This window comes from Mesorhizobium sp. Cs1299R1N3, from assembly GCF_037179625.1.
In the GTDB taxonomy this organism is placed as follows: Bacteria; Pseudomonadota; Alphaproteobacteria; order Rhizobiales; family Rhizobiaceae; genus Mesorhizobium; species Mesorhizobium salmacidum.
The window spans coordinates 277,210-300,209 of record NZ_JAPYKQ010000005.1; the positions used below are offsets into that span (position 1 = coordinate 277,210).

Annotated in this window: 29 protein-coding genes; 22 read left to right on the top strand and 7 right to left on the bottom strand. The window is 61.6% G+C overall.

All coding sequences use genetic code 11. The annotated features are described in order from the left end of the window. Window positions 1–61: 61 nt before the first annotated feature. From O7B34_RS14625 to O7B34_RS14650, 6 genes are all read left to right on the top strand, one after another. Window positions 62–703, top strand: a complete 642-nt coding sequence (locus O7B34_RS14625) for a TetR/AcrR family transcriptional regulator (protein ID WP_337146797.1) — start codon at window positions 62–64, stop codon at window positions 701–703. 18 nt (window positions 704–721) lie between these two features. Next, window positions 722–1,333: a hypothetical protein gene (locus tag O7B34_RS14630; protein ID WP_337146691.1), complete on the top strand. Its 612-nt coding sequence runs from the start codon at window positions 722–724 to the stop codon at window positions 1,331–1,333. Beyond that, window positions 1,330–2,196 (top strand): 23S rRNA (adenine(2030)-N(6))-methyltransferase RlmJ, encoded by an 867-nt coding sequence (locus O7B34_RS14635; protein WP_337146692.1) that lies wholly within the window; start codon window positions 1,330–1,332, stop codon window positions 2,194–2,196. Before O7B34_RS14630 ends, O7B34_RS14635 begins: the two co-directional genes overlap by 4 nt. Window positions 2,197–2,380: 184 nt before the next feature. Further along, window positions 2,381–2,833 (top strand): hypothetical protein, encoded by a 453-nt coding sequence (locus O7B34_RS14640; protein WP_027144529.1) that lies wholly within the window; start codon window positions 2,381–2,383, stop codon window positions 2,831–2,833. A 136-nt stretch (window positions 2,834–2,969) separates the two neighbouring features. After that, window positions 2,970–3,551, top strand: coding sequence for a TetR/AcrR family transcriptional regulator (locus tag O7B34_RS14645; protein ID WP_337146694.1), 582 nt, complete (start codon window positions 2,970–2,972; stop codon window positions 3,549–3,551). Beyond that, window positions 3,548–4,384, top strand: a complete 837-nt coding sequence (locus tag O7B34_RS14650) for a DMT family transporter (protein ID WP_337146695.1) — start codon at window positions 3,548–3,550, stop codon at window positions 4,382–4,384. Before O7B34_RS14645 ends, O7B34_RS14650 begins: the two co-directional genes overlap by 4 nt. A 118-nt stretch (window positions 4,385–4,502) precedes the next feature. On the opposite strand, the gene O7B34_RS14655 is transcribed toward O7B34_RS14650, so the two are convergent. Next, a complete protein-coding gene (locus tag O7B34_RS14655) occupies window positions 4,503–4,811 on the bottom strand; it encodes a transcriptional regulator (protein ID WP_337108012.1) in 309 nt (102 codons plus the stop codon). 552 nt (window positions 4,812–5,363) lie between these two features. Here O7B34_RS14655 and O7B34_RS14660 point away from each other — a divergent pair. Both O7B34_RS14660 and O7B34_RS14665 read left to right on the top strand, forming a co-directional pair. Next, window positions 5,364–5,846 carry a hypothetical protein gene (locus O7B34_RS14660; protein WP_337146696.1) on the top strand — a complete coding sequence of 161 codons (483 nt, stop codon included), beginning with the start codon at window positions 5,364–5,366 and terminating at the stop codon, window positions 5,844–5,846. A gap of 439 nt (window positions 5,847–6,285) precedes the next feature. Further along, the gene (locus O7B34_RS14665) at window positions 6,286–6,882 is read left to right on the top strand and encodes a glutathione S-transferase family protein (protein WP_337146697.1); all 597 of its coding nucleotides are present in this window, start codon (window positions 6,286–6,288) and stop codon (window positions 6,880–6,882) included. Window positions 6,883–7,048: 166 nt separating this feature from the next. Here O7B34_RS14665 and O7B34_RS14670 read toward each other — a convergent pair whose 3' ends face one another. Next, window positions 7,049–7,708, bottom strand: coding sequence for an outer membrane protein (locus tag O7B34_RS14670; protein WP_337142918.1), 660 nt, complete (start codon window positions 7,706–7,708; stop codon window positions 7,049–7,051). A gap of 412 nt (window positions 7,709–8,120) precedes the next feature. On the opposite strand from O7B34_RS14670, the gene O7B34_RS14675 reads away from it, so the two are divergent. From O7B34_RS14675 to O7B34_RS14700, 6 genes are all read left to right on the top strand, one after another. Next, entirely contained in the window at window positions 8,121–8,885 is a 765-nt protein-coding gene (locus tag O7B34_RS14675) for an SDR family oxidoreductase (protein WP_337146698.1), read from the top strand. Continuing rightward, window positions 8,882–10,948, top strand: a complete 2,067-nt coding sequence (gene uvrC / locus O7B34_RS14680) for an excinuclease ABC subunit UvrC (RefSeq protein WP_337146700.1) — start codon at window positions 8,882–8,884, stop codon at window positions 10,946–10,948. Before O7B34_RS14675 ends, uvrC begins: the two co-directional genes overlap by 4 nt. Window positions 10,949–11,047: 99 nt before the next feature. Then, on the top strand, window positions 11,048–11,644 hold the full coding sequence (gene pgsA / locus O7B34_RS14685; RefSeq protein ID WP_010915213.1) for a CDP-diacylglycerol--glycerol-3-phosphate 3-phosphatidyltransferase: 597 nt from the start codon (window positions 11,048–11,050) through the stop codon (window positions 11,642–11,644). A 1-nt stretch (window position 11,645) separates the two neighbouring features. Further along, window positions 11,646–11,903, top strand: a complete 258-nt coding sequence (moaD, locus tag O7B34_RS14690) for a molybdopterin converting factor subunit 1 (RefSeq protein ID WP_027144520.1) — start codon at window positions 11,646–11,648, stop codon at window positions 11,901–11,903. A 5-nt stretch (window positions 11,904–11,908) separates the two neighbouring features. Continuing rightward, complete coding sequence (locus O7B34_RS14695; protein ID WP_337146701.1) at window positions 11,909–12,391, top strand: molybdenum cofactor biosynthesis protein MoaE; 483 nt, start codon at window positions 11,909–11,911, stop codon at window positions 12,389–12,391. 78 nt (window positions 12,392–12,469) lie between these two features. Then, entirely contained in the window at window positions 12,470–13,234 is a 765-nt protein-coding gene (locus tag O7B34_RS14700) for a YbaY family lipoprotein (RefSeq protein ID WP_337146702.1), read from the top strand. Between the two features lie 4 nt (window positions 13,235–13,238). On the opposite strand, the gene O7B34_RS14705 is transcribed toward O7B34_RS14700, so the two are convergent. Beyond that, complete coding sequence (locus O7B34_RS14705) at window positions 13,239–13,844, bottom strand: class I SAM-dependent methyltransferase (protein WP_337146703.1); 606 nt, start codon at window positions 13,842–13,844, stop codon at window positions 13,239–13,241. 180 nt (window positions 13,845–14,024) lie between these two features. Continuing rightward, on the bottom strand, window positions 14,025–14,447 hold the full coding sequence (gene ndk / locus O7B34_RS14710; RefSeq protein ID WP_027144516.1) for a nucleoside-diphosphate kinase: 423 nt from the start codon (window positions 14,445–14,447) through the stop codon (window positions 14,025–14,027). Between the two features lie 294 nt (window positions 14,448–14,741). Here ndk and O7B34_RS14715 point away from each other — a divergent pair, with 294 nt between their 5' ends. After that, window positions 14,742–15,014 (top strand): DUF2934 domain-containing protein, encoded by a 273-nt coding sequence (locus O7B34_RS14715; protein ID WP_337146704.1) that lies wholly within the window; start codon window positions 14,742–14,744, stop codon window positions 15,012–15,014. A gap of 81 nt (window positions 15,015–15,095) precedes the next feature. Here O7B34_RS14715 and O7B34_RS14720 read toward each other — a convergent pair whose 3' ends face one another. After that, window positions 15,096–15,788, bottom strand: a complete 693-nt coding sequence (locus O7B34_RS14720; RefSeq protein ID WP_337146706.1) for a glutathione S-transferase family protein — start codon at window positions 15,786–15,788, stop codon at window positions 15,096–15,098. A gap of 66 nt (window positions 15,789–15,854) precedes the next feature. On the opposite strand from O7B34_RS14720, the gene O7B34_RS14725 reads away from it, so the two are divergent. Beyond that, the gene (locus tag O7B34_RS14725) at window positions 15,855–16,367 is read left to right on the top strand and encodes a DinB family protein (protein WP_027144513.1); all 513 of its coding nucleotides are present in this window, start codon (window positions 15,855–15,857) and stop codon (window positions 16,365–16,367) included. A gap of 45 nt (window positions 16,368–16,412) precedes the next feature. On the opposite strand, the gene O7B34_RS14730 is transcribed toward O7B34_RS14725, so the two are convergent. Both O7B34_RS14730 and O7B34_RS14735 read right to left on the bottom strand, forming a co-directional pair. Further along, window positions 16,413–16,976, bottom strand: a complete 564-nt coding sequence (locus O7B34_RS14730; RefSeq protein ID WP_245262194.1) for a GNAT family N-acetyltransferase — start codon at window positions 16,974–16,976, stop codon at window positions 16,413–16,415. Window positions 16,977–17,066: 90 nt separating this feature from the next. After that, window positions 17,067–18,026: a LysR substrate-binding domain-containing protein gene (locus tag O7B34_RS14735; protein ID WP_337107998.1), complete on the bottom strand. Its 960-nt coding sequence runs from the start codon at window positions 18,024–18,026 to the stop codon at window positions 17,067–17,069. 110 nt (window positions 18,027–18,136) lie between these two features. Between O7B34_RS14735 and O7B34_RS14740 the strand changes: the two genes are divergently transcribed. The 6 genes from O7B34_RS14740 (at window position 18,137) to O7B34_RS14765 (ending at window position 22,967) form a co-directional block, all read left to right on the top strand. Then, on the top strand, window positions 18,137–18,970 hold the full coding sequence (locus O7B34_RS14740; RefSeq protein WP_027144510.1) for a hypothetical protein: 834 nt from the start codon (window positions 18,137–18,139) through the stop codon (window positions 18,968–18,970). Between the two features lie 45 nt (window positions 18,971–19,015). Beyond that, window positions 19,016–19,942, top strand: a complete 927-nt coding sequence (locus O7B34_RS14745) for a DMT family transporter (RefSeq protein ID WP_337146708.1) — start codon at window positions 19,016–19,018, stop codon at window positions 19,940–19,942. Next, window positions 19,935–20,138 carry a hypothetical protein gene (locus tag O7B34_RS14750; RefSeq protein ID WP_337146709.1) on the top strand — a complete coding sequence of 68 codons (204 nt, stop codon included), beginning with the start codon at window positions 19,935–19,937 and terminating at the stop codon, window positions 20,136–20,138. The genes O7B34_RS14745 and O7B34_RS14750 overlap by 8 nt, the downstream gene beginning before the upstream one ends. Before the next feature lie 161 nt (window positions 20,139–20,299). Beyond that, the gene (locus tag O7B34_RS14755; RefSeq protein WP_337146711.1) at window positions 20,300–20,752 is read left to right on the top strand and encodes a MucR family transcriptional regulator; all 453 of its coding nucleotides are present in this window, start codon (window positions 20,300–20,302) and stop codon (window positions 20,750–20,752) included. 136 nt (window positions 20,753–20,888) lie between these two features. Then, window positions 20,889–22,766 (top strand): ABC-F family ATP-binding cassette domain-containing protein, encoded by a 1,878-nt coding sequence (locus O7B34_RS14760; RefSeq protein WP_337146712.1) that lies wholly within the window; start codon window positions 20,889–20,891, stop codon window positions 22,764–22,766. A gap of 3 nt (window positions 22,767–22,769) precedes the next feature. Continuing rightward, entirely contained in the window at window positions 22,770–22,967 is a 198-nt protein-coding gene (locus O7B34_RS14765) for a hypothetical protein (protein WP_337146713.1), read from the top strand. Window positions 22,968–23,000: the final 33 nt, after the last annotated feature.

The window sequence follows — 23,000 nt, forward strand, 5'->3', positions numbered from 1 at the left end:
AAGCGGCGCAATGGATCAATCAATCAAGAAAAAGAGAGCGCGCGGACGTCTGTCGCGCGAGATGATCGAGGACGCGGCCTTCGAGGTGATCGAGAGGGAAGGGCTTGCCGGCTTTTCGATGCGCAAGCTGGCGGCAGCACTTGGTTGCGAGGCAATGAGCATTTATCATCACTTCCCCTCGCAGGCGCATCTCTTTGAGGCGCTGGTCGACAGGCTGATTGGTCCGTTGAAGATGCCGGATCCGGATCTGCCATGGCGCCAGAGGATGCGCATGGTGGTATTGGATTATCGGCGTATCGGTCGCGAGCATCCGGCCTTCGCGAGCTATTTTCTCAGCTACCGGATGAATTCGCCCGTTTGCCTTGCCTATATCGACAACATCGTGGGCTTGTTCAATGACGGCGGCTTCGATCAGGAAATGGCCGCAAGGCTGTTCCGTGCGGTGGGGTACTATCTGTTGGGGGCGGTACTCGACGAGACCGCCGGTTACTCAAAGGGCCCGTCGGCGGTCACAACGGTCGGCCGTGAGCAGCTTGAGCGCGATTTCCCCAACATCGCCATCGCGGGACGCTACTTTGGCACCGCTGAATTCGACAAAACCTTCGATCTTGGCCTGGAGATGCTTCTGGACGAGATGGAGCGGATCCGCACTGCTACCCCAGACAGGTCCGCGCAAGGCGGCAGCCATAGCGAGCAGAAGTAGAAATAGCCAAGGTTTTCGATGCGCTTTCTGTTTGTCCTGATCCTGCTCTCCGGCACCGGCATCGGTCTCATCTACCCCTGGGCGATGACCAATTTCTCCGGTCGCGAAATCGGCACCTGGCGGGTCTATGAGCAAGGCCGGTTCAGGCCGTTGACCATATCGCTCAAAGATCGCGATGCGCCGGTGCGGGTGCTGGTCGACCTGACCGCCAGGGCCGAGCGCATCGTTTCGCAGCAGCGCACGGTATTGACGCTGACCGCGGCCACCAATGGCCGCACTGTGCTTGCCTCGACGCTGCAGTTCAACCATGTGGACAATCCGCGCCAGGCCAGCCCGCAACTGCCCGACAAGATCTTTCGCGACGAGGCCGGCCTGATCGCCACCGTCAGCCCTGGCGCTTACCTCTTCACAGTCGGCCCGGGCGATGCCGAGGACATACCGATGCGGGCGGTCGACCTTGTCTTGCGCTCCGGCGTCGGCGAGATCGACGGCCGCGCGCGGCCGATAGGCTTCACGCTGATGGCGGTCGGCTTGATCGGCTTCCTGCTATCCCTGCGTTCTGGTGGCGGCCGGCCGGAAAATCCGAACTCGCAACCGCCGCCGCCACACTGGGGCAGGGGTCCCACATGAACTACCGCCACGCCTACCATGCCGGCAATTTTGCCGATGTCGTCAAGCATGTCGTGCTGACGCGCCTGCTCGACTATCTGAAGCAGAAGGACAAGGCGTTTCGTGTCGTGGACACCCATGCCGGCATTGGCCGCTACGACCTGTCGTCACTCGAAGCGCAAAAGACCGGTGAGTGGCAGGGCGGCATCGGCAGGCTGATCGATGCCTCGTTCGACGCGAAGGCGGCGGCGCTGCTGGCGCCCTATCTGGCGGCGGTGCGCTCGCTCAATCCCGAGGGCGGCGTGAAGAAATATCCGGGCTCGCCGCTGCTCGCGCGCAATCTCCTGCGCAAGCAGGACCGGTTGTCGGCGATCGAACTGCATCCGAAAGACGCCGCGAAGCTGAAGACGGAATTCGCCGGCGATTTCCAGACAAGGGTGATGGAACTTGACGGCTGGCTTGCGCTCGGGGCGCACCTGCCGCCGAAGGAAAAGCGCGGCTTGGTGCTGATCGATCCGCCCTTCGAGGAAGAGGGCGAGTTCGGCCGCCTCGTCGAGGGGCTGGTGAAGGCGCACAGGCGCTGGCCCAACGGCATCTACGCGCTGTGGTATCCGATCAAGAACCGCAAGGCGATCATCGCCTTCAGGAAAGCGCTGAAGCAATCCGGCATCCCGAAAATCCTCGACATAGAATTCGAGATCAGGCCGGCCTCTTCGGCACCCAGCCTCGATGGCACCGGCATGGTGGTGGTCAATCCGCCCTTCATGCTGGAAGGCGAACTGCGAACCATATTGCCGGCACTGCACAAATTGCTCGCCGTGGAAAAGCCGGCGCATTGGTCGATGGAATGGCTGGCCGGCGAGCAGGCCCCGCCGCCGGTATAGCTGGATTTGATCGCCGCGCCCCGTGCGACCGCATGATCCGCCCGCAGGGAACTTCGCCGTTACCCGCGGGTTGCTGCTTACAGCAACTACCCGCGCCGGTTTCTGGAAACCATTGTTTCGGCAACCGCTTGACCGCCGTCGAGCGAATCCGCACAGTGCGCGCAATCGACCTTGAGAGGCTGCCATGACTCGCTTCGCCAAATCCGCACTTGCTGCCCTGATTTCGCTCTGCACGCCCCTTGCCGCGCCTCTCGGTATCACCCAGGCGGTCCATGCGGCTGACCTTGCCGTCTATTCCGAGGACGATGGCAGCGTCTGTGGGGAGACATGGGTGCTGAGCAAGATCACGCATCGGTTCTCCTACCAGGTGCATCACGTGCCGCATCTGCCCGAGGTCGCCATCACCGATTTTCGCGACATTCGCCAACACCGCTATGAGCAGGCGAGCGAGGAATGGCCGATTGGCCGTCACTATTGCAGGGCAACCGTCAGCCTGTCGGATGGCCGGGACCGGTCGATCTTCTATCTGATCGAGGAAGGCCAGGGCTTTGCCTCGATCGGCGACAATGTCGAGTTCTGCGTCTCGGGCTTCGATCGCTGGATGGTCTATAACGGCCGTTGCCGCGTCCTGCGCTGAACGCGTCTCTTCTTCCCGATCTTTTTTCGCGCCTGCGGCCTGAAGGGGTCGCGGGCGCTTTGATGTCCTGCGTTGACAGGTGATGCGTTCCGTTGCACTGTGATGAGACAGACCTGTCTCATCACTTGGTTAGCGCATGACACCGTCACCTGCTTCCGACAAACGCCAGCATGTCGTCGAAACGGCCTATGCGCTGTTCAAGCGCGCCGGCTTCCATGCCACCGGCATCGACCGGATCATCGCCGAGGCGGACGTGGCCAAGATGACTATGTATCGCCATTTCCCCAGCAAGGACGAGCTGATCGTCGAGGTGCTCGACTATCGCGCCAGGCGTTTTGACGATCAGCTCGACCAGCTCGCCAGGGAGGGGACCACGCCGGAGCAGAAAATCGCGAAGATCTTTGACTGGCATGGCAGCTGGTTCCGCAGACCGGATTTTCATGGTTGCCTGTTTGCCCATGCCTTGGCCGAGTTTGGCGATCCCCAGCATCCTGTGTTCAAGGCTGTCGCCAGGCAGAAGAATGGCCTTAGGCAGCGCCTGCAGTCGATCCTCGAGCAGGTGATGCCGCGTGGGCGCGCCGAGAGTGCGGCGACGACCCTGTTGATGCTGATCGAAGGTGCGACCCTGATGGCGCAGATGGGGCAGGGAGACACCGCCATCCGCGACGCCCGCAAGGCCGCCTTGGACATCGTCGCCGCCTCGCGCAGGCCGCAATGAGCCCGCTGGTCATCGGGCTCGCGCTGTTCGCGGCGATTCTGCACGCAAGCTGGAACGCCTTCCTGCGAACGGGTGCCGACAGATTGTGGACCGTCACCGTCATGAGCTTCTCCAGCACGGCGCTTGCCATTCCCCTTGCAATCTTCAATGGTTTTCCGGCGACGCCCGCCTGGCCCTATGTCGGGCTCTCGGCCTGCCTGCAGGTCGGCTACAGCGTGTTTCTGGTGGCCGCCTACAGATATGGCGAACTGGGACAGGTCTACCCGATTGTTCGCGGCAGCGTGCCCCTGCTCGTCACGCTCGGCGGGTTCCTGCTGGCCGGCCAGCATCTCACCGCTCTGGGGACCGTGGGCGTTACCCTGGTCGGCGGCGGCATCATGGCTCTTTCGCTTGGGCGAGGAAGAGCCACCACGACATCGATCCTCTATGCGCTGGCAACGGGGGCAATCATCGCCGCCTATGCGATGGTCGACGCGATCGGCGTTCGTGCGGCGGGCAATGTCGGCGCCTACACCGCCTGGGTCCTGCTGGCCTATGGCGCACTGCTGCCGGCGACCTTCGTCGCCTGTCGCGGCAGGCTCGCTGTCGATGCGCGGGCACCGGAAACCTGGAAGGCGCTGGGCGGCGGCCTGTTCGCGCTTTTGGCCTATGGCGTGGTGGTGGCGGCCTTCGCGCTCGGGCCTGCCGGTCCGATCACCGCGATACGTGAGACCAGCGTCGTCTTCGCGGCCTTCATCGGCCGGTTGTTTCTCGGCGAGACGCTGACGCCCCGGCGAGTCGGCGCCTGCGCCGTCGTCGCGCTCGGCGCCATTTGTCTCGGCTATCAGCCGTGATGATAATGCCTCCTCGACACACGCGGCGATTCCGCCGCCATGGAAAAATTATCGGGACGGGCGGGTCACCGTATCATGAGACGGTGAACCGCTCAAAGGCGTTCGCTCGCCGTAGGGCCTATTTCCTGCGTTGTGCCTCTGCCTGATCGATGATCTTGCGAAGAAAGGCAATGTGACCGCGAAAGGCCCGCCGCCCGGCCGTCGTGGCTCTGATCCGTGTCTGCGGCCGACGTCCGACAAAGAGCTTTTCAATGTCGGCATAGCCGGCTCTGGCCAGCGTATCGAGATGTGCCCCGAGATTGCCGTCGGTGGTCTCGATCATGGCCTTCAACTGGGTGAACTCAAGCGCCTCGCGCCTTTCCAGCGTGTTCAGGACGGCCATGATCCTGAGCCGCGTACTCTGGTGGATAATGTCGTCGGCGCTCATCAATAAGCTCCAATGCGGCAAAGCCTCGGGCTGTCGCCGCGTGACCCGGCAATCTCTGCCAGCGGTGTGTCACTTGCCTTTGCACGGCCGAAATCAAAGGCGCGATAACATCCCCTGACAGAAAACTCTGTCATACAGAGTATTCTGTCAATCAGAAAACAGATGCTGGGAACATGCTTGACAAGGTGATCTTCAGATCGGGTGTCGCATCGCGCTCGTGATCCGCATGGACCGCTCGCTTGCAAAAGATGATCGCCTCGATGAGACGGCAAGTGATGATATTCACGACCGAAGATCATGCGTGAAGTTGCTCGCTGATCTTTGGAGCTTCATGGCGAATTCGCATCGGGAATGCCGGTGTCAAATTGCTGGCGACGCCGGAAGATCAACGGCGGATTTTTCCGGTGATGAGTGTGATTGTGTGTCGATCGCAACCAAAATTTAAGTTGAGAAAATCATACCATTGCTTCGCTGGCTAGCGAGACGCGAGTCAGATATGCATTGCGCGCCGGGGTCATTCACGGCCATCGGCATAACGTGAAGGGGCATGACATGGCTAAGCAGTCATCTAAAGCGCCGGCATCCAAGGCACCGGCAAAGAAAGCACCCGCAAAAGCAGTCGCGGCGAAGGCCGCAACGGCAGTGAAGAAAGCAGCGCCTGCCGCCAAGCCGAAGGCCGCCGCGGCAAAGGCACCGGCGAAGAAGCCTGCGGCAGCGGCAAAGGCCGTCGCGAAGCCGGCAATGAAGAAGGCGGCGCCCGCGAAAGCCGCGGCGAAGCCGGCAGCGAAAGCGGCACCGGCCAAAAAGCCTGCGGCCAAGGCGGCGGCCAAGCCCGCAGCCAAACCCGCAGCGAAGAAGGCGGCTCCCGCCAAGGCCGCGGCAAAGCCGGCAGCGAAAGCGGCACCGGCCAAGAAGCCGGCGGCCAAGCCAGTTGCGAAAGCAGCCGCCGCAGCGACCAAGCCGGCGGTGAAGAAAGCCGTGGCGCCGAAAGCAAAGGCAGCGCCCGCGAAGGCGAAGGCTCCGGGCAAGAAGTAGACGGATCGTTGGGGCGTCGCGTGTCCTTCGGGATGCGGCAAGGACGCTCTGACGCTCTGGATCGGAGCATATTCGGCAACGGGGCCAGCCCTCGGGACTGAGCATCGGGAAGGGGCCGAGGGGCAAGCAAAGCGAGGCGCCGGTTGGCTGCCTCGCTCGCCCGACTCTCTTTCGCCCCTTGCGGTGGTCGGCGAAGGTTCTCGGCGCGACGCTTTGGCGCCTGCGAAGTATGGGCTCCTGTGACGTGTGAACGCGGGGTTTAAACCCGGCGGCTTGCTGTCGTGGCCTGCTGATACTTCCTAGTGTGCCGGTTCAGGTTTGTCGTGATGCCAAGACGGAAACCGCGGCAGGTTTCTGGTCGTTGGTTTTTTGCACTCTGGCGATTGATCGCAAGAGTTTGTCCGGTCAACACTGGACGGTCGCAAACAGGAAACCGATCATGCCGAAGCTGCTCTACGCGTCCGCCTCTCCCTACAGCTCCAAGGTAAGGATGGCCGCGGCCTATGCCGGGATCGCTCTCGAGGAGGTGCCGGTCAGAACCGAGGACAGGCCGGCCGAACTGATCGGCGCCAATCCGCTCGGCAAGATCCCGGTGCTGGTGCTCGACGATGGCCGTTCGATTCACGACAGCCGCGCCATCACGCAGCACCTCAACCGGATTTCGAAGAACGCATTGTTTCCACGCAATCCCGACAAGCGTCTGGAAGCGGAAGTACTGGAGGCGCTGGCCGACGGCATCTGCGATTGCGCGCTGTCGATGGTCTATGAGCGCCGCACCCGCCCCGAAGAGATGGTCTATCAGCCCTGGCTCGACCGCCAGTGGGCGAAGATCACGGCAGCACTCGACCTGCTCAATGCCAATCCGCCAAAACTGCCGAAGAAGATCACGGCCGGTCAGTTGGCGTTGCGTGCCTGCCTCGGCTACCTCTCGCTGCGTTTCGCCGGCAAATGGGAAAAGAGCCGTGGCCGGTTGACCCGCTGGGCGGCGCGTTTCGACGAAAAATTCCCGGAGCTGAAGTCCGTGGTTCCGGCCTAATGCATGTCGCCCGGAAGTGTCCTCGGTTCCGGGACAACGACATGCATAAAATCAAAAGCTTACAGCAGGTCGGGCGAATCCTATTCGCCGCGACATGCTGTAAGCGACCGGACATAAAAAAAAGCCGGGCGCGAGGCCCGGCTTTTCGTGTCGTGGCTTGAACGACTTAGAACTTCATGCCGAGGCCAAAGGTGACGCGGTTGTCCGTCGCCTTGACCTTGCCAATACCACCTTCGAAGCTCTTGCTGCCGAAGTCGGTGTAGCGATATTCGACACGGCCGAACACGTTGTCGGTCAGCTTGATGTCGGTGCCGACGCCGGCGGTCCAGCCGAGCATGGTGGCGGTGTCGCTGGCGCCGAGAACGGTGTCTTCCACCTTCAGGCTTCTGCCGGCGAGGCCGCCGGTGCCATAAAGCAGGATTTCCGGGGTCACGGCGTAGCCGAGACGGGCACGCAGCGAGCCTTCGAAGCCGCCCTTGGAGTGGATGCCGTTGTCGTCACCCTTCACGCCGTTGTAGCCGAGTTCGGCTTCACCGCCGTACACGAAGTTCTCCTGCTGCCACTGATAGCCGCCGAAGACACTGCCGACAAAACCCTTGGTATCGGTCGAAACGCCGAAGTCCTTTTCCTTGGTCTTGCCGCTGAAGCCGTAGCCCAGGTTGATACCGGCATAGGGGCCGGCCCACGAGGCGACCGGAAGTTCGGCAACCGGAGCGGGTGCCGGCGGCTCTTCCGAAACGACGTCCGCGGCATAAGCGGTACCGCTGAGGGCGAAGAGCCCGAGCGCAACAGCCAGCGGCCGTGCGAATTTAAAATTGGCTTGCATTGTTCTTTACTCCTTAAGCCACAGGACACAGGCTTGTTTCTCACGATCGCCATCGACCCGTCCGGGGGGTGAAACGGATCTGGCGTTCGTCGGTTCCAAATGTCGTGTCAAAATGCGGCTGAACCGAACCTGAACTTGGGTCATTCCCCGGCACGAATGAGGCAGAACCTTGACGTTGCATCTTCGCAACAGCGAAATGTCAGCAGCAAGTTCATGCTGCGCTGCACACCGCTTGGTGCAAGGAGTCCAGCGACCTATATTGCGATCCAATGGTTCCGAGTCCAAGAGGGCTCGGCATGCCGAACCGGGCACTTCGCCACAATGTTGCCCCAGGTGCGAACGCCGTTTAACGCATGCCGGGCCACATTTCGTCGGCATCGCGTTTCGGGCCGAAATTGAGGATTGACAGCAGATGAGCAAAGCCACTGCCGTGGCGCTGGTGACCGGTGGGGCGAAACGGATTGGCAAGGCGATCGTCGAGGACCTCGCTAGCCATGGTTTTGCGGTCGCCATCCATTCCAATCGCTCGCACGATGAGGCGGATGCGTTGGCCGCGGGGATTAACCGGTCGGGCGGCCGCGCCGCCGTGGTGGCGGCTGATCTGACCGACATGGACGCCGTCAGCGACCTCGTCGGCCAGGCGGAAGCAGCGCTGGGCCCAATTTCGCTGCTGGTCAACAACGCTTCGCTCTTCGTCGATGATTCCGTGGAAGATTTCGACTGGCACGCCTGGGACCGCCATTTTGCCATTCACGTAAAAACCCCGGCGCTGTTGGCGCAGAACTTCGCCCGTTCCCTGCCGGAAGGGCATGAGGGGCTGATCGTCAACGTCATCGACCAGCGCGTCTGGAGGCCGACGCCGCGCTATTTTTCCTATGCGCTGTCGAAATCGGCATTGTGGACCCAGACGCAGATGCTGGCCCAGGCACTCGGACCCGCAATCCGCGTCAATGCGATAGGGCCGGGCCCGACGCTGAAGAACGTGCGCCAGGACGATTCGGATTTTGACGCGCAGGTCGCTGGCCTCATTCTGAGGCGCGGCCCGGAATTGCCGGAATTCGGCGCCACCATCCGCTATCTCTGGGAGACGCGCTCGGTCACCGGTCAGATGATCGCGCTCGATGGCGGCCAGCATCTTGCATGGCAGACGCCCGATGTGACAGGCATGGCGGAATGAGTCCTTTGGATCACAAGAACAAGGCGCGCGGCGGCACTGATGATCTTCCTCCCGAAATCGACCTCGAGGACGAGGCGCTGGAGGAGATCGTCGAACCGGTTGGCCCGGATGTCGCCTTCACGGCCATCGACTGGACGCCGCATGCCGGCGACGCCGAAGGCATGGTCGGCGCCGAGGTGATCCAGACGCTGGTGAAGCGGCTGCCCAATGCGCCCGGCGTTTATCGGATGATGAACGCCGCCGGCGACGTGCTCTATGTCGGCAAGGCGCGCAGCCTGAAGAAGCGTGTCACCAATTACGCGCAAGGCAGATTCCACACCAACCGCATCGGCCGCATGGTGCGCGAGACGTCGACGATGGAGTTCGTCGTCACCCGCACCGAGATCGAGGCGCTGCTGCTCGAAGCCAATCTTATCAAGCGTTTGCGGCCGCGGTTCAATGTGCTGATGCGGGACGACAAGTCGTTTCCGTATATCCTTTTGACAGGCGACCATGTCTCGCCCGGCATTTACAAGCATCGCGGGGCACGCTCGCGCAAGGGGGACTATTTCGGCCCCTTTGCTTCGGCGGGCGCCGTCGGCCGTACCATCAATTCGCTGCAGCGCGCTTTCCTGCTCAGAAGCTGCACCAATTCCTTCTACGAGAACCGCACGCGGCCATGCCTGCTCTACCAGATAAAGCGCTGCGCCGGGCCGTGCACCGGCGAGATCTCGCATGAGGGTTATGCCGAGCTGGTCGCCGAAGCGAAGGACTTTTTGTCCGGCCGCAGCCAGAAGGTGAAGACCGAGATTTCGGCTGCCATGCAGCAGGCTTCGCAAGACCTCGATTTCGAGCGCGCCGCGATCTATCGCGATCGGCTGGCGGCCTTGTCGCACGTGCAGAGCCATCAGGGCATCAACCCGGCGACCGTCGACGAGGCCGATGTCTTCGCTATCCACCAGGAGGGCGGCCAGGTCTGCATCCAGGTGTTTTTCTTCCGCACCGGCCAGAACTGGGGCAACCGTGCCTATTTCCCCAAGGCCGATCCGGCGCTGGAGGGATCGGAAGTGCTGGGTTCGTTCCTGGCGCAATTCTACGATGACAAGCCGACACCGCGTGCCATTCTCCTGTCGCAGACCGTCGAGGACCAGGAACTGCTGGCCGAGGCGCTCTCGACGCGCGCCGGCCGCAAGGTGGCGATCTCGGTGCCGCAGCGCGGCGAGAAAAAGGATCTGACCGACAACGCCTTGCAGAATGCGCGTGAGGCGCTTGGCCGCCGGCTGGCCGAAACCTCGACGCAAGCGCGGCTGCTTGCTGGTTTCGCCGAGACCTTCGGCCTGACCAAGCCGCCCGTGCGCATCGAGGTTTACGACAACTCGCACATTATGGGCACCAATGCCGTCGGCGCCATGGTCGTCGCGGGGCCGGAAGGCTTTGTGAAGAACCAGTACAGAAAATTCAACATCCGCTCGACCGAGATCACGCCGGGCGACGATTTCGGCATGATGCGCGAGGTGATGGAGCGGCGCTTTTCACGGCTGCTCAAGGAACATGGCGACGTTGCTCCCGACGAGACTGCCTCGGCGGATTCAGGCGACGATATCGAAGATGATATTTCCGGAAGCTTCCCTGCCTGGCCCGATGTCATCCTGATCGATGGTGGCCAGGGCCAGATGACGGCGGTGCGCAAGATCCTGTCGGATCTCGGCATCGAGGACCGGGTCGTCGCCATCGGCATAGCCAAGGGACAGGACCGTGATGCAGGCCGCGAGCGCTTCTTCGTCAAGGGCAGGGACTCGTTTTCGCTCCCCGTGCGCGATCCCGTTCTCTATTTCGTCCAGCGGCTGCGCGACGAGGTCCACCGCTTCGCCATCGGTTCGCACCGGGCCCGCCGCAAGAAGGAAATGGTCAAGAGCCCACTCGACGAAATCGCCGGCATCGGCCCCGGCCGCAAGCGCGCGCTTCTCTTGCATTTCGGCACCGCCAAGGCGGTCAGCCGCGCTGCAATCGAGGATCTGAGGAAGGTCGACGGCATTTCCGAACAGGTGGCGAAACTGGTCTACAATCACTTCCACGAGAGCTGAAGAAAATCGTCACTTTCAGCTGGCCAGTCGAATCTGGCCTGTTGACCCCCTACATCCGCTTCTGATTTGAGTACGCAGGCAGAAAGAGTCTCTGAAGACATGGCCCAGCGCGCATTTAACCTGCCCAACATGCTGACCTACGCCCGCATCATCGCGGTGCCGCTGGTCGTGCTGTGCTTTTTTCTCGAGGGCCATCTGAAATCGAGCGACTTCGCCCGCTGGTCGGCGCTGGTCATTTTCCTGCTGGCGTCCGTCACCGATTATTTCGACGGCTATTTTGCGCGCGCCTGGCAGCAGACCTCCAACATCGGCAAGATGCTCGATCCGATCGCCGACAAGCTGCTGGTCGCCACCTGCCTCTTGCTGCTGGCGGCCGACACCGACCGTCATGCCGGGATCGCTGGCTGGTCGCTGTGGGCGGCGATCATCATCCTGTGCCGCGAAATCCTGGTTTCGGGCCTGCGCGAATATCTGGCGGCGCTCAAGGTTTCGGTGCCGGTGACGCAGCTTGCCAAGTGGAAGACCACCATCCAGATGGTCGCCATCGCCTTCCTGCTGGCCGGACCTGCCGGTGACAAGATCTTTCCGCTGACCACGCAGACCGGCCTCGTGCTGTTGTGGATCGCGGCCCTCGTGACGCTCTACACCGGCTACGACTATTTCCGCGCCGGTCTCAAGCACATCATGGACGAGTGATATGACGACCCGTCTCATCTATTTCGCCTGGGTTCGCGAACGGATCGGCACATCGCAAGAAGATGTCGAATTGCCCGCCGGCATCGAGACGGTCGCCGACCTCTTGCGCTGGCTGCAATCGCGCGGCGAAGGGTACCAACACGCGCTGCAATATCCCGATGTCATCCGCGTCGCCATCAACCAGGAACATGTCGATCACCGCGAGAAGATATCGGGCGCACGCGAGATCGCACTGTTCCCGCCGATGACCGGGGGCTGACACTCATGCCGGCCGTCCTGGTGCCGACCGTGCGCATTCAGCGCCAGGATTTCGACGTCGCCGCCGAAATCGCCGCGCTGACGCAGGGCCGTGCCGACATTGGCGCGGTGGTCACCTTCTCCGGCCTGTGCCGCGACGAGCAGGGCGCTCTCTCGGCACTCGAGCTCGAGCACTATCCGGGCATGGCTGAAGCCGAGATCGGCCGCATCGCAACCGAAGCCAACGAGCGCTGGCCGCTGCAAGGCCTCACCGTCATACATCGCCATGGCAAGATCGCGCCGGGGGCGAACATCGTGCTGGTGGTGGCCACTTCGGCGCACCGCCAGGCGGCATTCGAGGCGGCGAACTTCCTCATGGACTATCTCAAGTCGCGTGCGCCCTTCTGGAAGAAGGAGCATCGCACCGACGGCTCCGAGGGCGGCTGGGTCGATGCCAAGGAAACCGACGCCGAGGCAGCTCGGCGCTGGGAGCAGCCGCCGTCCGAATAATACCGTGCAGGCGTCACGGAACGACCGCAATCCTTCTGCCAACTGGTCACGTGACTGATTTGGGCAAGGGAGACGGTCATGCTGGACAGGATCGCCGAGTTCTTCGTCTTCGGCTTGGTGCCGCTGGTCGTCGGCATCCTGGCGGTGCCGGAGCTTTCCCTTGCCGCGGAAAAGGCGGTGAGGGGCGAGGTGATCTATCGCGAGCGCATCGCATTGCCACCCAGCGCCGTGCTTTCCGTCGAGCTTGCCGACGTCTCGTTGGCGGACGCGCCCGCCAAAATCATCGGGCAACAGAAGGTCAGGCCCGCCGGTCAGGTGCCGATCAGCTTCGAGATCAAATTCGACCCCTCTGTCATCCGACCGCAGATGACCTATGCGCTGCAGGCCCGGATCACCGTGGACGGAAGGCTGATGTTCATCTCCGATGTGCGCCATCAGCTCGATCCGCTGACCGACGCGCCACAGACCATCATGCTGAAGATGGTCGCACCCAGCAAGGAGCCAATGACTTCCGTCTTTGATCAGCTCTGGGTGGTCGACTATGTCGACGGCATTGGCGCCATCGCCGCGCCGCAGGCGACCTTCAAGATCAGCGAGGCCGGCAAGGCCGGTGGCAACGGTCCTTGCAACACCTATTTTGCCACGGCGAAGGTCGAGGGCCAGGCAATCGCTATCGGCGATATCGGTTCGACCTACAAAGCCTGCGCGCCCAATGTGATGGCCGAGGAAAAAGCCCTGTTCGATGCGTTGGCCAAGGCGGCGTCATACACTGTCGATGCCGGCAAGCTCGCCATATCGGACAAGGACGGCCGCGAAATCCTGCGCTTCAGCGCCGCAAGCTGATTGCTCACCCTGCCTGTTCGAACACGGCGCCGTAGTGGTATGGCGGCACGTCAACCATTTCAGCCAGCTTGAAACCGGCCGGCTCCACGGCGGCGATGGTCTGTTCCGGCGACAGTCTCAACTCAGTCTTCGGTCCGCGAGGCTCGCCCAGCACCACCGTTCGCTCGCGCGGCGTCCGATGCCAGTTCACAATGGCAAAACGGCCTGACGGGCCAAGCGTCGCATGGACCGCGCGGGCCAGGCGGAGCTGATCCGGAACACCATGAAAGGCGTTTGCCATGAAGATGAAATCGGCGGGTTGGGCTGCCAGGCTGGCAACCTCATAGGCGTCGCCCGTCACGAAGTCGCAATTCGACAGGCCATTTTCAGTCAGGCGCCGACGCGCGACTTCGAGCAAGTCGCCATCGATATCGATGGCGGTGACATGACGCGCGACCCTGGCAATCTGCAACGTGAACCAGCCATCGCCGGAGCAGAGATCGATCACGTCCATACCCGGCTTGATCCCGGTGGCCGCAAGCACTGCCGCCGGATCGGGCCACAGCGCCTCCCACCATCCGCTGGTCGGCATATCGGTGCCCTGGAAGAACCCTGGAATTGCACTGGTCATGGTCGGATCGACTCCATCGCGACGGTGCTTCGCGCCGGTCCATTCACGCATCTCGTACTTTGCCGGACTTTCCGGCGGCTCGCTTCATGTGAGATGGCGCAGAGCTTAAGACCATGTCCTTATACGAAAAAAGGCCGACATTTCGCCGGCCTTTTCGCATGGAAAATTACGGTGTTCAGCTCAGCCGACGATCTCGGTATCCGAGAACCAGTACTTGATCTCCTGTGCGGCCGTTTCCGGCGCGTCCGAGCCGTGCACCGAGTTCTCGCCGATCGACAGCGCATGCACCTTGCGGATGGTGCCTTCGGCGGCATTGGCCGGATTGGTGGCGCCCATCACATCGCGGTTCTTGGTAATGGCGCTCTCGCCTTCCAGGACCTGCACGATGGTCGGGCCCGAGGACATGGATTCCACCAGCTCGCCGAAAAACGGCCGCTCCTTGTGGACGGCGTAGAAGCCTTCCGCCTCACGGCGGCTCATCCACACCCGGCGCGAGGCGATGACGCGCAGGCCGGCTTCCTCCAGCATCCTGGTGATGGCGCCGGTGAGATTGCGCCGCGTTGCGTCCGGCTTGATCATGGAAAAAGTGCGTTCGAGCGCCATGGGTCGTCCTTGTCTGAATTTGAATTGAGAGTGGCGGGCTCTATACAAGCCGCCCGGCCTATTGCCAAGAGGGGTGAGGAGCGGGGTGAGGAGCGGTCCGCGTAGTGGGCGGAAAGCCAATTGCTTTTGCTCTCCGAGCGACGAACACCCGGAGCGACAGCGAGCGCCGGACCGGTCTGCGCTTCCATGGCTGGTCGCCGCAGGCAGGCGGGATCAGATGGCTGTAAAGCAACGGTTTGCTTGCTATAGTCGCTCGGTCGGCGCCGCGCTGAAGTCGGCCCGAAGGGAGACAACATGACCATGACAGACGATCGTCAGGAGCGCATTCGCAACCGTGCACATCAGATCTGGCAGGAAGAAGGGCAACCGGCCGGTCATCACGAACGCCATTGGCACCAGGCGGCGGCCGACGTCGATCGGGAGGACGCGGGGAAGCCGTCGGCGGACATGAAGCCAGCCAAGAAGGCATCCGGCGCCGGCAAGACAAAAGCAGCCCCCAAGGAAGAAAAGGCCGCCGCGAAAGCCAGCAAGCCGAAGGCCAGCAAGCCAAAAAAGGCGGCCAAATAAGGCCAGCTGTTCGGCCGCTGATTTTCGCAATAGGTAGACGGCGCTCGAGCTACCTTGCGGGCAGGCAGGCCTTTGCGTCCGTCACGCCGCGGCGGAAACCTTTCGTCCCAGCCCGCCATGAAGGTCGAGGCAGCGGGTGAACCACTGCGCCACCGCGTCGCTGTCTTCGAGCAACTTGTAAGGTGATGCGATACGCGCCCATTGCAGCGCGCCGAAGACGATATAGTCGGCAAACAGCGGCGAGTCGCCGCCGATGAACGGCTGGTAGCTCAACATGGAGCGCAGCGGCTCCAGCGCTGCCCGGAAGGTTGCCAGGCCGGCGTCGCGTGCGGCGACGACGTCCTCCAGCCGCTTGCCGAGGCGCTGCTCCCGGCTCTGTCGGAAATACGAGGCGTTCTCCTCGTCTTGCATGGCATGAAGGTCAACGAACGCCGCGGTGGTGACATAAGGGTGAATGGTCAATTGCGACCAGCGCTCGATGAAGCGCGCCATCGCCTTGCCGCCTTCGCCGCCAAACAGCGTCGGGCGATCCGGATAGGCCTCATCGAGATAGAGCGCGATGGTGAAGGAATCGGCAACGACCTTGTCGCCATCGCGGATAACCGGAACGGTTTTCGAGACACCGCCTTCAATGGCCGGCACTTCGAGAAAACGCGTCGGCGCGGTCGAGGCATCAAGTCCCTTATGGGCCAGCGCCATCGTTGCCTTCCAGCAATGTGGGCTGAACGGACGGCCCTCGTCACGCCCGACGAGATCATAAAGCAGAATGGTCATTGGCGCCGGTTCCTTTGCGGTCTAGGTATCGCTCCCGACACCCGAAACAGGCGCGGCGGGAAAAAGATGAAACAGCACTTCATGATGTTTGCGGCATACAATCAATGGGCCAATGGCCGCATCTACGATGCCGCCGACGATCTCAACGATGAGGAATTCAATCGCGACGTCGGCGCCTTCTTCGGCTCGCTGATGGGCACGCTCAACCACCTGCTCGCTGCCGATCGCATCTGGATGAAACGCTTCACCGGCGAAGGCGCCGCGCCGACGACATTGGACGCCATATTGTACCGGGCCTTGCCTGTCCTGAGGACAGCGCGCGAGGCCGAGGACCGGCGGATCATTGACTGGCTCGGCGGCTTGAACGACAAGGCGCTGTCGGGTCGTTTCACCTATATGACCGTATCGGACATGCGCACCGTCTCGCAGCGCCTGGCGCCCGCGCTGGCTCATGTCTTCAACCACCAGACCCATCACCGCGGCCAGGCGCATATGATCCTGACGGTTCTGGGCCGCCCTTCCGTACCGCTCGATCTGGCGCATTTCCAGCGCACCGAGGAAGGAAGGGCCTTCGCCTGATCCACATGGTTTTGTTTTAAATTCGGGGCGACCGGTTCGCGCGGGCTACCGTCGCATTTTTTGCCGTAGCCCCACTTTTACATCAGGCCACTCGGAATCGATAATGCTGAACCGGACGGAATTGCGTTTCCGGCCGTCCGGCATGATCCGTTCATTGCGAACGATTCCTTCCTGTTTTGCTCCTATTCTCAAAATGGCCGCTCTCGACGCGTCATTGAGTTCGTCGGTCGTGAATTGCACGCGAACACAGCGCATGACTTCAAATGCCTGAACCAGGAGAAGATATTTAGCCTCGGTATTGACGCCCGATCGCTGGACCGAACTGCCGAGCCACGTGTGCCCAATCTCCAATTTTCTGTTCGCCCGATCGATTTTCCAGAACCGCGTACTACCGCAAATCAAGCCCGTGGCGCGCAGGATGATTGCGTATGGCATGACGGTCCCGGCCTGTCGTCCAGCCAGGGCATTGGCAATATAATCATCGATCGCGCCTGGCCCAGGAACCACGGTGGCCTTCAGGTTCCATAGCTCGCCATCCGCGGCGGCACTCAAAAGCGCCGCGGAATGCTCTGGCTGAAGGGGGCTGAGCTCAACGAGATCCCCGACCAAGGCGGGTTGCCTGGATTGGACGCCCATCAATCGATGATTCCTATTTCTCTTGCCTGCGGTCATCGAGCGGCAAGTGAGACCTATTCGAATTCAGACAGCCTCTGAAGCCAAGTCGGTGACTTCGCTGTCCAACTGGCGTTGCGTCATGGCCGCTTCCGCCATCACCCATTGTTTGAACAGCAGCACCTTGCGTGCGGCAGGGCTCTTGTGGGGCGAGACAAAGTACCAACCGGCCGTGTTCGGATGATGAACGGCAAACGGAGCGATCAGCTTTTCGGCGCGGATATCGCTGGCCATATAGGCACGGTTGGCAACGGCAAAACCCATTCCTGAGTTGGCCGCCTCGTAGGACATCATGCACGAATCGAAATAGATGCTTTTGGTCTCGCTGAGCACAAAACTGGCACCAGCAAAACCAAGCCAGGATTGCCAGTTCTGGGTGCAGGTGTCGGAATGCAGCAACGTGAAGTGCTTGAGGTCGTCCGGTGTGACCTTTGACAGCGGCTTCTGGCCGAGAACTTCATGGAACAGCTTGCGGCTGCACACCGGCGTCAGGTCTTCCCGAAACAACAGGTCCGATGGCAGTCCGTTGAAGTGGCCGTCGCCATAGCGGATTTCGAGATCGAATTCGGAAGTCGTGAACTCATGCGTCGCGTACGAGGTCGAAACTCGCATCACGATATCGGGATATTGCTGCTGAAAAAGTGGCAGGCGCGGAAACAGCCAGCGTGCGGCAAATGTCGGCAGCACGGATATCTTCAGCACATGTTCCTGTGATTGCCCGGTCGCTTCCATGCTGGCGGCGACGATCCGCTCCAGCGCCTCGCGAACGCGCGAGACATAGGTCTCGCCCTCCGGGGTCAGCGACACCGCATTGCCGCCGCGCTGGAAAATCTTGAAGCGCAGCTGGTCCTCCAGGCTTTTGACGCGCTGGCTGACCGCCGAAGCGGTGATGAACTGTTCTTCGCCGGCACGCGTGAAATTGCCGTGCCTCGCAGCACTCTCCACGATTTTCAGCGAATTGAGGTTGACCTGACTGAGCAGACGCACGGTTTCGACCTTAAGCTGGGCTTATGGTAGCACTAGCATTCCTAATTTTACAGGGGGAGCTAATTTAATCGACTGTTAACCAAGTGTTTGCCCCCACTTGGAGAAGTACAATGAACGCACATACGATACCCGAATTGCGCTATGCGATGAGCCGCGAGGCCATTATCGGTCACGAAACCGCCTGGAAAGTGTCGCGCTTTGGCGTTGCGCAGTATCTGCATGGCTATGATCCGGCACTGCTTGCCGCGATCGAGGAAGCCGCCCTGAAGCTCAAGGCCAGTCATGCCGTGCACAAGCACCTCGACCTGACCTTCATCACCGGCGCCGACCGTTTCATCCCCGAAATCAAGGAGTTGCTGAACGACAAGTTGCGCCTGGAGCGGCTCTCTGACATGATGGGCACGAAGCTGGAGCCCTATCCGCTGTCGATCGTCGGTTCGACCGTCACCTTCATGAACCCCAGGGATGGCGCCGTCGAATGGCATTGCGACGGCGTTCCGGTCACCGAGCTCATTCCGCTGTCGATCAGCGATCCGCTGGTCGGCGGCCAGCTCGAAATCTATTGCGACGATTCCGAGACCGGCCGCGCCATTCTCGAATCCGGCCGCGAGATTCCGCGCAACCGCATCATGCGCATCGATCACAAGATGAACTACGCCACGCTCGGGCAGTTCCTCGGCGTCCTGCATCGCACAGCGCCGATCCAGTTCGGCGAGCGCGTCACCTTGGTGCTCAACCAGCGCTCTGTGGCCAAGCCCTATGTCGACGATAACAGGATGTTCTATCTTGCCGCCGACAACGATCACGACCGCGAGTGGGTCAACGAACTGGCCGAAGACGTGTGGACCAACCAGCTGCCGGCCTATCGCCGGTTCGAGGCGGAACATCCGACGCCGGCCCCCGCCGAAGCGCCGGTTCCGGGCGGAGCCAGGGAATCATGGTAACGACCCATGACCCCGAAAAGTGGAAACCGGTTTTCGGACAGGATCATGATCGACCACAGGGATAGAGCCTCTTGCCGGTTGTTTCGGCATCGATCGGGCTCGGTATCCGCGCTGGTCTTCGCCACCGGCGCGGTGGCGTTGTGGTCGACAAATGCGCTGGTCGGCAAATCCCTGCTGGCCATTCACCCGGTGTCGCAAGTGCAATTCCTGCAATTTGTAGGGGCCGCACTGGTGTTCGCGGTCATCCGGTTGATGAGCCGCGAGAAAGCCGCGGCAGTCACGGCGAGCACCGCGCTGGCGCCGCTCGCGGTTGGCTTTATCGGTCTGGTCGGCACCATGGTGCTGCAATATATCTCCTTTGCCTTGATGCCGGTGATAGAAGCCAATCTCGTGGCCTACACCTGGCCCTTGATGGTTGCCGCGGCGGTGATCGCCTTCGACAATCCCCGGCGTCCGGCCTTGCTGGGCCTTGCCGCGGCCCTTGGGTTCGTCGGCGTCGCGTTGGTGATTTCGGGAGGACGTGACCGCACCTGGTTCCAGGGTGATCTCGCCGGCTATCTGGCCGCATTCGGATCTGCGCTGTGCATGGCTTTCTATTCGGTGATGGTGGGACGGCTCGCCAATTCGCCGGACCGCTTGTTGTTGCCCTCGTCGCTGGTTGGCGTCGCGTTGACACTCATATGGTCCGCTCGCGAAGGCGTCGCCTGGCCCACCGGGATGGATCTGGCCCTCGGGCTCTATCTCGGCGCCGGGCCGATGGGGCTGGGTTATTACTTCTGGTCGCACGCCTTGAAGCTCGGAGGCAGCGGCAAGGTCGCTGTCGTCGCCTATCTCACGCCGATTGTCTCGACGCTGCTGCTGACCTTGTCCGGTGAACGGCTGACGACGACCGCCATTGCCGGAGCCGTCCTCGTGATCGGCAGTTGTGTCGCGGTCGGCCTGGAGCGTACGGAGGCGCAAGACTATGTTTGACGACAATGAACGTCTGGCCAGGCAGGAAGCGCACTGGCTCATCAAGGAATTCGGCGCGGAGGCATCACTTTATGCCGCGATGAAGGCTGAAAAGGCGATTGAGCAGAAGGATTTCGGGCGCTGTGCCCGCTGGAAGCGTATTCTTGAGATATTGGCGGATGGTCGGACAACCAAGTCTGTCGCTTCGAAGTATTAGATTTTCTAATTTGCGCGACGTCGATTTCCCATAAAGGTAGTTGATGCCAAGTCTTGATTCGTTTTGGGACTTTGGCGGTCCGTTGGGGGCGCGGTTAAAGAGATACATCGACAAAAGTCTTCACTGGGGTAGATGACTTTGTCGCAAATAAGGTGAAAGAATTGTCAAATATCGAGGATAAGACCGTTATCGAGCTAACCGCCGATATTGTCTCGGCCTATGTAGGCAACAATCCGCTTCCGGCTTCTGGCCTGCCTGACCTGATTGCCAGCGTCAGCGCCTCGGTCCGAAAGCTGGCTGGCGCGGCCGTCGTGGAAAGCCCGAGCCTGGTTCCGGCTGTAAATCCGAAAAAGTCGGTGTTTCCCGACTACATCATCTGCCTGGAGGACGGCAAGAAGTTCAAGTCGCTCAAGCGACACCTCAGGACAGACTACGGTTTGAGCCCGGACGACTATCGGGCCAAATGGGGTTTGCCGCCGGATTATCCGATGGTCGCCCCGAATTACTCGGCGACCCGGTCGGCGCTGGCGAAATCGACGGGACTTGGCCGCAAGCCGGCCGCTGCGCCGGCAGTCGTGGCCAAGGCGACAAAGCGTGGCAAGGCCATTGCCTGAGGCCTTGCTGGCCGGTATGGCAGGCCACTGATCGGCTGCTCTGGCGGCGCATTATCTGCGCCGTTTCCAGGCCTTGTGTGGCCAACTGGCCCGCAAGGTCTTGCGAAGCGTTGATGTCCAGTGCAAAAGCGCGGCCATGCTTATCATCAATGACCTCTCGCTCCGCATGGCGGGGCGCTTGCTTCTCGACCACGCCTCGCTCACCTTGCCGGCCGGCACCAAGGCCGGTCTTGTCGGCCGCAACGGCACCGGCAAGACGACGCTGTTCAAGGCTATAACAGGCGATTTTCCCTCCGAGACCGGCTCGATCAACCTGCCGAAGAATACGCGCATCGGCCAGGTGGCGCAGGAAGCGCCTGGCACCGAGGACCCGCTGATAGAGATCGTGCTCAAGGCCGACCTTGAGCGCACGGCGCTGCTCGAAGAAGAAAAGACCGCCACCGATCCACACCGTATCGCCGACATCCATATGCGGCTTGCCGATATCGACGCCCATTCGGCGGAGTCGCGCGCGGCCACCATCCTCGCCGGCCTCGGCTTCGACGACGCCGCGCAGCGGCGTCCGGCCTCGTCCTTCTCCGGAGGCTGGCGTATGCGCGTGGCGTTGGCCGCCGTGCTGTTTTCCGAGCCGGATCTCCTGCTGCTGGACGAGCCGACCAACTATCTCGACCTCGAAGGCACGCTGTGGCTTGAGAACTACGTTTCAAAGTATCCGCACACCGTGCTGCTGATTTCGCACGACCGCGATCTGCTCAATCGTGCCGTCAATTCGATCGTTCACCTCGACCAGAAGAAGCTGACGTTCTGGCGCGGCGGCTACGACCAGTTCGAGCGCCAATACACCGAGCAGAAGGAATTGCAGGAAAAGGGCCGGGTCAAGCAGGAAGCCGCCCGCAAGCACATGGAATCCTTCGTCGAGCGTTTTCGCGCAAAGGCCTCCAAGGCAAGACAGGCACAATCGCGCATCAAGGCGCTGGAAAAGATGAAGCCGATCTCGGCCATCGTCAACGACACGGTGCGGCCGTTCTCTTTCCCCGAACCTGTGAAGACGGTGGCCTCGCCGATCGTTGCGCTGAACAACGTCAATGTCGGCTATACCGAAGGCCAGCCGATCCTGAAGAAGATGACGCTGCGCATCGATGCCGACGACCGCATCGCGCTGCTGGGCGCCAATGGCAATGGCAAGTCAACCTTCGCCAAGCTGCTGTCTGGCCGTCTGAAGCAGGAGACCGGCACCATGACGGTGGCGCCCGGGCTGAAAGTGGCGATCTTTGCCCAGCATCAGCTTGACGATCTGCGCCCTGAGGAAAACGCCTATGAGCATGTCCGCCGGATGATGCCGGAGGCGCCGGAATCGAAAGTGCGCGGCCGTGTCGCCCAATTCGGCCTCACGACCGAGAAAATGAACACGCCCGCCAAGGACCTGTCCGGTGGCGAGAAGGCGCGGCTGTTGATGGGTCTGTCGGCTTTCGAGGGGCCGAACCTGTTCATCCTCGACGAGCCGACCAACCATCTCGACATCGACAGCCGCGAATCGCTGATCCATGCGCTCAATGAGTTTCCCGGCGCTGTCATCCTGATCTCGCACGACCGCCATCTGCTCGAGGCGACCGCGGACCGGCTGTGGCTGGTCAAGGACGGCGCGGTCAATCCGTATGACGGCGACCTCGAGGATTATAAGACACTGGTCACCGGCGTCTCCGGCGACCGCCGCGGCAAGCGCGAGGCCGACAAGGCATCAAAGGCTGACCGCCGCCGCGATGCGGCCGCGCGTCGCACCGCCTTCGAACCGTTGGCCAAGGAAATCCGCGCCACTGAGGCGCTGATGGACCGCATCCGCAAGCGCATCGACGGCATCGAGGATGAGCTGTCCAACCCGGCGGTATATGAAAAGGATCCGTCGACGGCGACGAGGCTCGCCAAGGAACGCTCGCAGCTTGCGCAGACGCTTGCCGGCCATGAGGAAAAGTGGTTGACCATGTCGGCCGAGTATGAGGAAGGCACGGCGGAGTAGCGGATGTCGAAGGAATTGTGGGTCGACGCAGGGAAGATTCTGGCAGGTGATCCCAAAGCTGTCGTCAAATGCCCCGACTGCGGCGAGGCAACTCTGGACGTCCACGATAGTAAAGTGGATGCAACCCATTTCGAGCGCCACATGCGCTGCCCAAAATGCGGCGCCTACAACGGGCTGCTCAAGCGCATTGAAGGCGAATAACTGGCCCTACACGTGGCCATCATAAACGGCTAG